The sequence below is a fragment of the Paracoccus acridae genome, from assembly GCF_014642735.1.
GTDB lineage: Bacteria > Pseudomonadota > Alphaproteobacteria > Rhodobacterales > Rhodobacteraceae > Paracoccus > Paracoccus acridae.
The window spans coordinates 138,613-151,417 of the sequence record NZ_BMIV01000006.1; the positions used below are offsets into that span (position 1 = coordinate 138,613).

At 67.9% G+C, this 12,805-nt stretch carries 10 protein-coding genes; 6 read left to right on the plus strand and 4 right to left on the minus strand.

What is annotated here, in order from left to right:
* Positions 1–45 precede the first annotated feature (45 nt).
* From IEX25_RS10835 to IEX25_RS10845, 3 genes are read right to left on the minus strand one after another with little or no spacing between them, the layout of a single operon-like run.
* Complete coding sequence (locus IEX25_RS10835) at positions 46–1,077, minus strand: ABC transporter permease (RefSeq protein ID WP_103171527.1); 1,032 nt, start codon at positions 1,075–1,077, stop codon at positions 46–48.
* 24 nt (positions 1,078–1,101) lie between these two features.
* A complete protein-coding gene (locus IEX25_RS10840; protein WP_103171528.1) occupies positions 1,102–2,634 on the minus strand; it encodes a sugar ABC transporter ATP-binding protein in 1,533 nt (510 codons plus the stop codon).
* Positions 2,631–3,296: a DUF2291 family protein gene (locus IEX25_RS10845; protein ID WP_205048997.1), complete on the minus strand. Its 666-nt coding sequence runs from the start codon at positions 3,294–3,296 to the stop codon at positions 2,631–2,633. The genes IEX25_RS10840 and IEX25_RS10845 overlap by 4 nt, the downstream gene beginning before the upstream one ends.
* Before the next feature lie 372 nt (positions 3,297–3,668).
* Here IEX25_RS10845 and IEX25_RS10850 point away from each other — a divergent pair, with 372 nt between their 5' ends.
* The 5 genes from IEX25_RS10850 to IEX25_RS10870 are packed head-to-tail and all read left to right on the plus strand — an operon-like array spanning position 3,669 to position 9,793.
* Complete coding sequence (locus tag IEX25_RS10850; RefSeq protein WP_188715139.1) at positions 3,669–5,240, plus strand: FGGY-family carbohydrate kinase; 1,572 nt, start codon at positions 3,669–3,671, stop codon at positions 5,238–5,240.
* Positions 5,237–6,754, plus strand: a complete 1,518-nt coding sequence (locus IEX25_RS10855) for a glycerol-3-phosphate dehydrogenase (protein ID WP_103171530.1) — start codon at positions 5,237–5,239, stop codon at positions 6,752–6,754. The genes IEX25_RS10850 and IEX25_RS10855 overlap by 4 nt, the downstream gene beginning before the upstream one ends.
* A gap of 5 nt (positions 6,755–6,759) precedes the next feature.
* A complete protein-coding gene (locus IEX25_RS10860) occupies positions 6,760–7,692 on the plus strand; it encodes a sugar phosphate isomerase/epimerase family protein (RefSeq protein WP_103171531.1) in 933 nt (310 codons plus the stop codon).
* Positions 7,692–8,840, plus strand: a complete 1,149-nt coding sequence (locus IEX25_RS10865; protein WP_103171532.1) for an iron-containing alcohol dehydrogenase — start codon at positions 7,692–7,694, stop codon at positions 8,838–8,840. Before IEX25_RS10860 ends, IEX25_RS10865 begins: the two co-directional genes overlap by 1 nt.
* A complete protein-coding gene (locus IEX25_RS10870) occupies positions 8,840–9,793 on the plus strand; it encodes a sugar-binding transcriptional regulator (protein WP_188715140.1) in 954 nt (317 codons plus the stop codon). Before IEX25_RS10865 ends, IEX25_RS10870 begins: the two co-directional genes overlap by 1 nt.
* A gap of 70 nt (positions 9,794–9,863) precedes the next feature.
* On the opposite strand, the gene tkt is transcribed toward IEX25_RS10870, so the two are convergent.
* The gene (tkt, locus tag IEX25_RS10875) at positions 9,864–11,894 is read right to left on the minus strand and encodes a transketolase (RefSeq protein ID WP_103171534.1); all 2,031 of its coding nucleotides are present in this window, start codon (positions 11,892–11,894) and stop codon (positions 9,864–9,866) included.
* A gap of 143 nt (positions 11,895–12,037) precedes the next feature.
* On the opposite strand from tkt, the gene IEX25_RS10880 reads away from it, so the two are divergent.
* The gene (locus IEX25_RS10880) at positions 12,038–12,802 is read left to right on the plus strand and encodes a DeoR/GlpR family DNA-binding transcription regulator (RefSeq protein ID WP_103171535.1); all 765 of its coding nucleotides are present in this window, start codon (positions 12,038–12,040) and stop codon (positions 12,800–12,802) included.
* Positions 12,803–12,805: the final 3 nt, after the last annotated feature.

The following is a 12,805-nucleotide window of genomic DNA, read 5'->3' on the forward strand; positions in this document are numbered from 1 at the left end:
GTTGCCGCCCGGACCCTTTCGGCCCGGACGGGAAGGCTTGGCCGGTCAGGACTTGCGCCCGCCGCGCCCATATTGGATCGAGTTCATCAGCACGGCCAGCACGATCACCGCGCCGGTGAAGACCGTCTGCCAGTATGAACTGACGCCGATGATCACCAGGCCCGCCGACAGGAAGCCGATCACGAAGGCGCCCAGCATCGTGCCGCGCACGCCGCCGCGCCCGCCGGTCAGCGCCGCGCCCCCGATCACCACCGCCGCGATGGCCGTCAGTTCATAGGTGGTCCCCGCCGTTGGCCCCGCCGAGGTCAGCTGCGACGCCAGCACAAGCCCCGCCACCGCAGACAGCGCCCCCGAGATGGTATAGACCGTGATCTTGACCAGCCGCACCGGCACGCCCGACAGTTCGGCGGCCCGTTCGTTCCCGCCCGAGGCATAAAGCCACCGGCCGAAGGCCGACCGCGACAGCATCAGCCCCGCCAGCACCGCCACCACGGCCAGCACGATCACGCTGATGGGGATCCCCCACAGCCGGTTGAAGCCCAGCCAGTTGAAGCCGGTATTGCCCAGGGCTTCCTGGCCGCGCAGGTTGTTGTAGGTCAGCCCGTTCGTCATCAGAAGCGCGACCCCGCGCGCCACATACATCACGCCCAGGGTGGCGACGAAGGGCGGCACCTTGAAGAAGGCAACCAGCACGCCGTTCAGCGCCCCAACGGCCGCGCCGATGGCGATGGTCAGCACGACCACCGCCCAGACCGGCGGATAAAGGATCACCCCTGCCCATTCCAGCGTGACGCCCTGCATCATCGCGCCCGCGCAGACCCCGCAGAGCGCCAGGATGGACCCGACCGACAGGTCGATCCCGCCGTTCAGGATCACCAGCAGCATGCCCACCGACAGGATGCCATAGATCGCCACCTGCGACGACATGATCAGGAAGTTCGACACCGTGAAATAGTTCGGCGACAGGAAGGAAAAGACCGCGATGATCGCGATCAGGGCGAAAAAGGCGCGGCCTTCCAGCAGCAGGCGGCCGATGCTGAAGCCGTCCTGTTTGGGCGCGGTGGTGGTGGCAGACATAGGTTTTCCTCGCTCAACGGCCCATCAGGCAGCCACGGACTCGCCCGAGGCGGCCATGATCTTTTCCTTGGAAACGGTGGAATCGAATTCGGCCGAGATCCGGCCCTTGTGCATGACGATGATCCGATGCGCGATGGACAGGCATTCGCTGACCTCGGATGTGGAATAGATGACGGCAAGGCCCCGGCGCGCGCCTTCGGCCAGCAGGCGGAAGACCTCGGCCTTGGCGCCGATGTCGATGCCGCGCGAAGGTTCGTCCAGCATGATGACCTTGGGGTTGGTGGCCAGCATCTTGCCGATCACGACCTTCTGCTGGTTGCCCCCCGACAGCGATCCGATGGGCGCGCCCCCGCCGGACGTCTTGACCGTGACGCTGCGGATGCTGTCGTCGATCAGCCTGCGTTCCGTGCGGCTGCTGGTGAACAGCCCCCGCGTGAAGTTGCGGATGGATGCCAGCGACAGGTTCTGGCCCACGCTCATGGTCTGGACCAGGCCGTCGCGCTGGCGATCCTCGGGGACCAGGGCCAGGCCGCGGGCGATGCGTTCGCCGATGGGCAGGTGAGAAATCTCCTGCCCTTCCAGCACGATCTCTCCGCCGCTGGCGCGCAGCCGTCCCGCGCAGGTTTCCAGCAGTTCGGTGCGCCCCGCGCCCATCAGGCCATAGATGCAGACGATCTCGCCCGCCTTCACGTCCAGCGACAGGTTGCGCACCAGATCCTGCCCGGTCTGGTCGGGCACCGACAGGTTGCGGATCGACAGGGCGACCTGGCCCCTGGCGCTGTCGGGCGGGCTGCCCAGGTCGTAATTCTCGCCCACCATGTTGCGGACGATCCATTCCAGGTCGATGTCCGCGCGGGGCGCATAGGCCGTCATGGTCCCGTCGCGCAGCACCACGGCATGGTCGGTGATCGTCAGCGCTTCTTCCAGGTGGTGAGAGATATAGACGATGCTGACGCCGCGTGCGGTCAGGTCGCGGATGACCTTGAACAGCACCTCGACCTCTGATGCCGAAAGCGCACTGGTGGGTTCGTCCATGATCAGGATGCGGCTGTCCACCGACAGGGCGCGGGCGATTTCCACGATCTGCTGCTGGCCCAGGCGCAGTTCCTCGACCGGGGTCAGGGGGTCGATCTCCTCCTCCAGTTCCTCCATCAACCGGCGGACCTGGCGTTCCTCCTCGGCGAAATCGACGCCCATGGGGCCGCGCAGCTCGCGGCCCATGAAGATGTTGTCGCGGACCGACAGGTTCGGGGCCAGCGACAGTTCCTGGTGGATGATGGAAATGCCCCGGTCGCGGGCCTCGTTCGCGTTGGCGAAGCTGACCGGCTGGCCGTCCAGGATGATCTGCCCGGTGGTGGGCTGGATCACGCCCGACAGGATCTTCATCAGCGTGGACTTGCCTGCGCCGTTCTCGCCGAACAGGGTGGTGACCTGGCCGCGATGGATGTCGAAGTTCACGCCCTTCAGCGCATGGACGTTGCCATACGACTTGGCGACGTTGCGCGCGGCCAGGACCACTTCGCGGGCGTCGGGATCGCCTTGGGTCTGCCGGGTCATTGAACCGCGACCTCGACCGGGGTGATCATCCAGTTCTTGGGGTTGATCAGGCGGAAGGCGCCGGTGACGGTGACGGACTTGCCGGTCAGGCTGGCGGTGTCGATGCCGTCCAGCACGGCGGCCTTCATGGCGCGGTTGATGCCCGATCCGGCGTCCTGGTATTCGATCTGGTTCTTGAAGTCGCCAAAGGCGATGTCGCCCGGCGCGTCGCGCAGGTCGGTGCCGTTGATCGCGGGGCCGGTCTGGACGCGGACGGTGATGTCTTCGGGCACGCCCTCGACCGTCAGAGGATAGACGCCCGAGCGCGCCTCGCCCGCGACGCCGGTCAGGGTCACGAACATGATCGCCCCGGTGGACGATGCCGTGCCGTATTTCTGCGCCGCCGCGTCCTTGTCGGCCAGCACCTCGGGCGCCAGCGTCGCGGCATCCACGGCCTTTTCCTTCACGAAGGCCTGGATGCGCGGGAATTCCTGCTGCCCATAGCTGTCGGGCGAAAAGGCCTGGACGCGGACATCGGCCTCGGACCCGATGGGGACGACGGTGGTGTCAAGCGCGATCGCGCCCGCCAGGACGACGATGGCCGCCACCCCCAGCAGCATCCCGCGCCGCGACGGGGCAGGGGCCTTGGGGGCGGGTTGATGGGAGGTGGTGCTGTGGGTCATGGCTGAAGGCCCCGGATGTCCTGGAGGGAGTGGCGGAAGGCTGCGGAACAGGCGCCGCAGGGTAAAATTCCCCACCGGCTGCGCGCCGTCATCGCCTGTGTTCTGGGCATGTTATCCCCCCTTGTAACCTTTGTCGCGGACCTGCGTTGATTGGCCGCAAGGCCCGGCAGGCGGCCCGCCTCCTCTGACGGAACCTGTCCTTGATCCCGACCTTAGCTGAAATTATTTACGGTGTCTGCAAAAAAATGCATTCACGATGCTTGTCCTTTCGTGTATGGATCCGGGAACGGGGCGCGGTCCTGCCATGGACCCGCGCAGGAGGATTTGGAATGACTGCCGCGAAACTGGGCCTGACGCGCAAGGGACTGATCCATGCCCGGCCGTGACATCCTGATCGGCATCGACGCGGGCACCTCGGTCATCAAGGCGGTGGCCTTCGACCTGTCGGGCGGGCAGATCGCGGCGGCATCCGTGCCCAACCGCTATCATTCGGGCGCCGACGGATCGGCCACGCAACCGCTGCGCCAGACCTGGGACGACTGCGCGGCGGCGCTGCGCGGATTGGGCGCCAAGGTCGAAGGCCTGGCCGCGCGCACGGCGGCGCTGTCGGTGACGGCGCAGGGCGACGGGACTTGGCTGGTCGGGAAGGGCGGGCCGGTGGGGGATGCCTGGCTGTGGCTGGACGCCCGCGCCGCGCCGACCGTGGCGCGCCTTGCCGCCGGCCCCGCCAACCGCGCCCGGTTCGAGGCGACGGGCACCGGCCTGAACACCTGCCAGCAGGGCAGCCAGATGGCGCATATGGACGCCCACGCGCCCGCCCTGCTGGACGGGGCCGAGGTCGCGCTGCATTGCAAGGACTGGCTTTACCTGAACCTGACGGGTGTGCGGGCGACCGATCCGTCGGAAGCCAGCTTCACCTTCGGCAATTTCCGCAGCCGCCAGTATGACGACGCGGTGATCGACGCGCTTGGGCTGAGCCATCGCCGCGCCCTGCTGCCGCCGATCATCGACGGAACCCAGGTCACGCATCCGCTGACGGACGATGCCGCGCGCCAGACGGGGCTTTTGGCGGGCACGCCGGTCGCCCTGGGCTATGTGGACATGGTGATGACCGCGCTTGGCGCGGGCGTCTATGGCGGCGCGGCGGGCGACGTGGCCTGTTCCACGGTGGGATCGACCGGCGTCCACCTGCGCGCGGTCCGCGCAGGCGACGTGCATCTGAACGACGAGGGCACGGGCTATGTCATTTGCCTGCCCATCCCCGGCATCGTCACGCAGGTCCAGACCAACATGGCGGCGACGCTGAACCTGGACTGGGTGCTGGGCATCGCGGCGGGCATCATGTCCGACATGGGCCAGTCCGTGACCCATCGCGACCTGGTCGCGCATATCGAGGGGTGGCTGGCGCAGTCCGCCCCCGGCCAGATCGTCTATCAACCCTATATCTCGGATGCCGGGGAACGCGGGCCCTTCGTCAATGCCGACGCGCGGGCGGGCTTTGTCGGCTTGTCGGCGGGCCACCGTTATCCCGACCTGATCCGCGCCGTGGCCGAGGGCTTGGGCATGGCCATGCGCGACTGCTATGCCGCCATGGGGCCGCTGCCGTCCGAACTGCGCCTGACGGGCGGAGCGGCGCGGTCGCGGGGCCTGCGCGCCATCCTGTCGGCATCGCTGAACGCCCCCGTCCGTGTGTCCGACCGCGACGAGGCGGGCGCGGCGGGGGCCGCGATGATGGCCGCCGTCGCCATCGGCGCCTATCCCGACATGGAAAGCTGCATCGCCGAATGGGTCACGCCCCTGCTGGGCCGGCCCGAAGAACCCGATCCCGCGCTTGTCGCGGCCTATGACGCGCTGTTCCCGGCCTTCACCGCCTCGCGCCGGGCCCTGGTGCCCGCATGGGACGCGCTTGCCGCCGCCCGATCCCTGAAAGGACAATCCCTATGACCCCTGACACCGACATGATCGACCTTTTCGTCATCGGCGGCGGCATCAACGGCGCGGGCGTCGCGCGCGACGCCGCCGGACGGGGGCTGAAGGTCGTGCTGTGCGAAAAGGACGATCTGGCCCAAGGCACCTCGTCCCGGTCGGGCAAGCTGGTCCATGGGGGCCTGCGCTATTTGGAATACTACGAGTTCCGCCTGGTCCGCGAGGCCCTGATCGAGCGGGAGGTGCTGCTGAACGCGGCCCCGCATATCATCTGGCCGATGCGCTTCGTGCTGCCCCATTCACCCGAGGATCGCCCCGCCTGGCTGGTCCGCCTGGGCCTGTTCCTTTACGACCACCTGGGCGGGCGCAAGAAGCTGCCCGGCACCCGCACGCTGGATCTGCGCCGCGATCCCGAAGGCGCGCCCTTGCTGGACCAGTATCACAAGGGGTTCGAATACAGCGACTGCTGGGTGGACGATGCGCGCCTGGTGATCCTGAACGCCGTCGGCGCGGCCGAAAAGGGGGCCGAGGTCCTGACCCGCAGCCCCTGCATTTCCGCCCGGCGCGAGAACGGCGCCTGGACCGTCCAGACCCGCAACGAGGTCACGGGAGAGATCCGCAGCTTCCGCGCCCGCTGCATCGTCAACTGCGCGGGCCCCTGGGTCAGCGACATCATCAGCAACGTCGCGGGCGCGAATTCCGCCCGCAAGGTCCGGCTGGTCAAGGGCAGCCATATCATCGTGCCGAAATGGTGGTCCGGCCAGCAGGCCTATCTGGTCCAGAACCACGACAAGCGGGTGATCTTCGTGAACCCCTATGAAGGCGACAAGGCGCTGATCGGCACCACCGATGTCGCCTATGAGGGCCGGGCCGAGGATGTGGCCGTGGGTCAGGACGAGATCGACTATCTGCTGGCCGCCGTGAACCGCTATTTCAAGGAAAAGCTGCGTCCCTCGGACGTGCTGCACGCGTTTTCGGGGGTGCGCCCGCTGTTCGACGACGGCAAGGGCAATCCTTCGGCCGTGACGCGCGATTACGTCTTCGACCTGGATACGACCGGCGGCGCGCCGCTTCTGAACATCTTCGGCGGCAAGATCACCACCTTCCGCGAGCTGGCCGAACGCGGGATGCACAAGCTGAAGGGCATCTTCCCGGGCATGGGTCCGGACTGGACCGAAACCGCCCCTCTGCCGGGCGGCGAGATCGCCAACGCCGATTTCGAATCCTTCCTGAACCTGCAGCGCGAACTGCATCCCTGGATGCCGCGCCCGCTGATCGTCCATTACGCCCGCCTTTACGGCGCGCGGATCAGGGATGTCGCGGCGGGGGCGATGAACATGGCGGACCTTGGCCGCCACTTCGGCGGCAATCTTTATGAAGCCGAGGTCCGCTATCTGGTCGCCCGCGAATGGGCGCAAACGCCCGAGGACATCCTGATGCGCCGCACCAAGCATTACCTGCACCTGACCCCCGCCGAACAGCAGGCCTTCGCGGACTGGTTCAACGGCTCTGACCTGGCGCGGGCGGCGTGACCGCCATGGCCCTGACGCTGTCGCTGAACACCAACCCGCTGGTCAACCGCTTTGCCGATCCCGACGACCTGATCGACACAGTGGCGCGCGATCTGCGGATCCGCGACCTGCAACTGACGCATGAGTTCATCAACCCGTCCTGGCCCGCCCCGGTGATCCGCCGCCTGACGCGCCAGATGGGCGCGGCCCTGGACCGGACCGGCGTGCGCGTGACCAGCGGGATGACCGGGCCTTACGGGCGGCTGAACCATTTCGGCCACCCGGACCCCGACGTGCGGCGGTATTATGTGGACTGGTTCAAGACCTTCGCCGACATCATCGGCGACCTGGGCGGCACATCGGTCGGCACGCAATTCGCGATCTTCACCTATCGCGATTATGACGACCCGCAGCGGCGCGAGGATCTGATCCAGACCGCCATCGACGCCTGGGCCGAGGTCGCGGACCATGCCAAGGCCGCCGGCCTGTCCTATGTCTTCTGGGAACCGATGAGCGTGGGGCGCGAGTTCGGCGAAACGATCCAAGCCTGCATGGACCTGCAGGACCGGCTGACGGCGGCGGGCATGGCGGTGCCCATGTGGATGATGGCCGACATCGACCACGGCGACGTGACCAGCCCGAACCCGGATGACACCGATCCCTATGCCTGGGCGCGCGCGGTGCCCAAGGTGTCGCCCATCATCCACATCAAGCAGTCGATGATGGACAAGTCGGGCCACCGTCCCTTTACCGCCGAATACAATGCCAAGGGCCGCGTCCAGCCGGAACCGCTGCTGGAGGCCCTGGCCCAGGGCGGCGCCGTGGAAAACGAGATCTGCCTGGAACTGTCCTTCAAGGAACGCGAACCGAACGACCGCCAGGTGATCGCCCATATCGCCGAAAGCGTGGCCTTCTGGGCGCCGCATATCGACAGCGGCGCCGGGGATCTGCGGATCTGATGGCCGCGCCCTTCGCCTTTGCCACGGCGACCGAGATCCTGTTCGGCAGGGGGCAGGCGGATGGCGTCGCCGCGCGGGTGGCGGGGCTTGGGCAACGGGTGCTGCTGGTCCACGGACGCAGCGCCGACCGTGCCGCCTGGCTGGCGGATGCGCTGACGGGGCAGGGATGCGAGGTCACGGCTTTCGCCGTGCCGCGCGAACCCGACACCGATCTGGTGGCCCAGGGCATCCGCGCCGCACAGGGCGCGCAGGTCGTGGTGGCCCTGGGCGGGGGCGCGGTGATCGACGCGGGAAAAGCCATCGCCGCCCTTGTCCCCGCCACGCGCCCGATGCTGGACTACCTTGAGGTCGTGGGTCGGGGCCTGCCCCTGGACCATCCGCCCTTGCCCTTTGTCGCCATCCCCACCACCGCAGGCACGGGGGCCGAGGTCACGCGCAACGCCGTGATCGGCGTGCCGGAACACCGCCGCAAGGTCAGCCTGCGCGACGCGCGGATGCTGCCGCGACTGGCGATCGTGGACCCCGCGCTGACTGATGGCTGCCCGCGCCCTGTGACGCTGGCCTCGGGCCTCGATGCCATCACCCAGGTGATCGAGCCTTTCGTCTGCACCCGCGCCAATGCCTTGACCGACGCCCTGTGCCGCGACGCGATCCCGCGCGGGCTTGCCGCGATCCGGCGGCTGATGGAGGCCGAGGATGCCGAGGCGCGGGACGAGATGGCCTGGGTCAGCCTTTGCGGGGGCCTGGCGCTTGCCAATGCCGGGCTTGGCGCGGTCCACGGGCTTGCCGGGCCGTTGGGCGGGCTGACCGGCGCGCCGCATGGCGCGATCTGCGGCGCGCTGCTGCCCCCTGTGCTGATGATGAACCGCCATGCCGCGACCGATCCGGGCGCCATTGAGCGCCTGGATCAGGTCGCCCGCTGGATCGGCGCAGCCTTCGACACGCCCTTCGCCTCGATGCCCGAGGCGGTGCGGGCGCTTGCCGACTGGTCGCATCGTGCGGGCCTTCCCGCGCTGACCGCGCTTGGCATCGGCCCCGAGGCGCAGGCCGCCGCTGCCCAGGCCGCGGCGGCGTCATCCTCGATGAAGGCCAACCCGGTGGCGCTGAGCGAAAACCAGCTTCGCCGCATCATGGAGGAGGCGGGCTGATGGCGCGACAGGGGGGGATCGACCCGGAACGAAGCCTCGCCACCCGCGCGGCTTGGCTGCATTACGCGGGCGGGCTGACCCAGGCGGCGGTCGCCAAGCGGCTGGGCGTCACCGGGGTCAAGGCGCATCGCCTGATCGCCCGCGCCGTGGCCGATGGCGTGGTCAAGGTCAGCATCGACGGCGAGATCGTGGAATGCGCCATGCTGGAGGACCGGCTTTGCGCGCTTTATGGCCTGGCCTTCTGCGAGGTCGCCCCCGACCTGGGCGAGGAAGGGATGCCCCTGCGCGCCCTGGGCCTGGCCGGGGCCAGCTTCCTGCGCCGCGAAATCGAGCGCGGCGAACACGGGACCATCGGCCTGGGCCATGGGCGAACGCTTGCGGCGGCGGTACAGGAACTGCCGCGGTTTGATGCCAACGGCACATGCTTCGTGTCGCTGCTGGGCGGGCTGACGCGGCATTATTCCGCCAACCGCCACGACGTGATGCACCGGCTGGCCGAACGCACGGGTGCGCAGGCCTATGTCCTGCCGGTGCCCTTCTTCGCCAATTCCGAATCCGACCGCGCGGTGCTGCTGAACCAGCCGGGCGTGCGCGACATCTTCGACCTGGCCAATGGCGCGGATCTGAAATTCGTGGGCATGGGCACGGTCGATCCCGGCGCGCAGCTTGTGGCATCGGGCATGATCGAGCCGCGAGAGATCGACGAAATCCGCGCAGCGGGCGGCGTGGGCGAGATGATGGGCCATTTCTTCGACGCCGGGGGTCGGGTGCTGGAAACCACGCTGTCCGCGCGCACGCTGTCGGCATCGCTGGATGAACCGGGGGAAAGCCGGGTCGTGGTGATCGCGGGCGGGGAGGACAAGGTCCAGGCGATCCGCGCCGCGCTGCGCAGCGGACGCCTGCGCGGGCTGATCACGGACGAGGCGACGGCGCAGGCCTTGGCGGATCAATAGAAAAAGGTGCGTGCAAAGCACGCACCCTACGGTTTGCGGGCAGGGTGCGTGCTTGAACGCACCGTTGCGCTTACTTCGCCGTCACTGCCTTGGCGCGGGCAACGATGGCGTCCGCCGTGATCCCGAACTCCTGATACAGCCGGTCGATGGGGGCGGATGCGCCAAAGCCGGTCATGCCGATCACGTCGTCCTCGGACGCGACATAGCGCGTCCAGCCGAACTTGCCCGCGGCTTCGACCGCGATGCGCGGCGCGTCGCCCAGGGTCGCCTTGCGGTAATCCTCGGGCTGGGCGTCGAACAACTCCCAGGACGGCATCGACACGACGGCGACGTTCAGCCCGCCCTCGTGCAGCGCCTCGGCGGCCTGGACGGCAAGCTGCACCTCGGTCCCCGTCGCGATCAGGGTCACGTCGCGGCCTTCCCCGAACTGGCGGAGGACATAGGCGCCCTTGGCGGTCAGGTTCTCGTCCCCGGCATCAAGGCGCAGTTGCGGCACGTCCTGGCGCGACAGGGCCAGAAGCGAGGGCACGTTGCGGTTGCGGATCGCAATGTCCCAGGCTTCCAGCGTTTCCACCGTGTCGGCAGGGCGCAGGACCGTCAGGTTCGGGATCGCGCGCAGGGATGCCAGATGTTCGATCGGCTGGTGGGTCGGGCCATCCTCGCCCAACCCGATGCTGTCATGGGTCATCACATAGATCGTGCCGACCCCCATCAGCGCCGACAGGCGGATCGCGTTGCGGGCATAGTCGGAAAACACCAGGAACGTCCCGCCATAGGCGATGAAGCCGCCATGCAGGTTGATCCCGTTCATCGCGGCGGCCATGCCGAATTCGCGCACGCCATAGCCGATATAGCGGCCGGGCGCCTGGCGGGTGTATTGGCTGTCCACCGCCTTGACGCGGGTCAGGTTCGATCCGGTCAGGTCGGCGGACCCGCCGATCATTTCCGGCAGGGCGGCGGTCAGGGGTTCCAGCGCCATCTGGCTGGCCTTGCGGGTTGCGGCCTTCTTGGGTTCCGCGAACAGCGCGTCGCGGGCGGCCTTGACGGCGGCGTCATAGCCCTCGGGCAATTCGCCCGACAGGCGGCGGTTGAACTCGTCGCGGACCTCGGCGGACTTGCCGGCCAGGCGGGCTTCCCAGGCCTCGCGGTCGGTGGCGCCGCGGGTGCCGATCCTGCGCCATTCGGACAGCAGGTCCTCGGGGATGACGAAGGGATCATGCGCCCAGCCGATCGCCTCGCGGGTCAGCGCGGCCTCGTCGCGGCCCAGGGGCGAGCCGTGGACCGAATAGGTGCCCGCCTTGTTGGGCGAGCCGAAGCCGATCACCGTCTTCATCGCGATCAGGGACGGCTTGCCCGTTTCCGCCTTGGCCGCCGTGATCGCCGCATCAAGGGCCTTGCCGTCATGGCCGTCGCATTTCTGGACATGCCAGCCGCAGGCCTGGAACCGCGCCGCGACATCTTCCGAAAAGCTGATCGAGGTCGGGCCGTCGATGGTGATGTCGTTGTCGTCGTAAAGCACGATCATCTTGCCCAGGCCCAGGTGGCCCGCAAGGCTGATGGCTTCCTGCCCGATGCCTTCCTGCAGGCAGCCGTCGCCCACGAAGACATAGGTGTGATGATCGACCAGGTCGTCGCCGAATTCGGCCGCCAAAGCCCGTTCCGCAAGCGCCATGCCCACGGCGGTGGCGATGCCTTGGCCCAGCGGGCCGGTCGTCGTCTCGATGCCCTTGGCGTGTCCGTATTCCGGGTGGCCGGCGGTGATCGAGCCCCACTGGCGGAAGTTCTTCACCTGCTCCAGCGTCATGTCCTCGTAACCCGTCAGGTGCAGCAGGCTGTAGAGCAGCATGGACGCGTGGCCGTTCGACAGCACGAAGCGGTCGCGGTCCGGCCAGTCGGGGTTCTTCGCATCGAACTTCAGGTGGTTGCGGAACAGGACCGTGGCCGCGTCAGCCATGCCCATGGGCGCGCCCGGATGGCCCGAATTCGCGGCGTTCACCGCGTCGATGGACAGCGCGCGGATGCAGTTGGCAAGCGCGAAGTTCTGCGGGTCCAGATCGGCCTTGGCGGCGATCTTGGGGTCTTTGGGCGAATCTAGGGGCATGTGGTCCTCCGGCGGTTTGGGGGTGAATACCTCGGACAGGTCGCAACCACAACAATAATCACAAAACTGCATCACAAAGTCACACAAACGATGTTGCGATTTCTGCGGGTGATGTTACAAATGCCCCAACCGAGGAGGATCAGGTGAAGCGCGACGAACGCCGGCAAGCGATCATGGATCTTCTGGTGGGCGCGCGCGCCGTGGATCTGGACGATCTGGCCGACCGCTTTGCCGTGTCGCGCATGACCATCCACCGGGATCTCGACGACCTTGAACAGGCGGGGCTGCTGCGCAAGGTGCGCGGCGGCGCCACCATCGAGGCGGGGACGCAGTTCGAAAGCGACTTCCGCATCCGCGCCTTGCAGGACAGCGACGCCAAGGCCCGCATGGCCCGCGCCGCGCTGGATCTGGTGGAACCGGGCATGACCGTGATGGTCAACGACGGGTCCATGGCAGCACTTCTGGGCGCCAACCTGACCGACAAGGCACCCCTGACCGTCATCACCAACAACGCCGCCGTGATCGACCGGTTGAAGGATGCCCCGCGCATCACGCTGATCGCGCTTGGCGGCACCTACAGCGCCAAGTTCAACGGCTTCTTCGGCACCGTGACCGAGGATGCGCTGTCGCGGCTGCGCGCGGATCTGGCCTTCATCTCGACCCCCGCCGTGGCCGGGCTGCGGGCCTTTCACATGGACGACGCGGCGGTCCGTGCCAAGCGGGCGATGATCGCCGCCGCCGACCGGGCCGTGCTGCTGGTCAACCATACGCGCTTCGGCCGGTCGGCCCTGCACATGCTGGCCGACCTGTCCGATTTCGACGCCATCATCACCGATGCCGCCCCCGCGCCCCCCGATCGCGCCGCGATCGACCGGGCCGGGCTGCGGCTGACCATCGCAAGGGACTGAGCG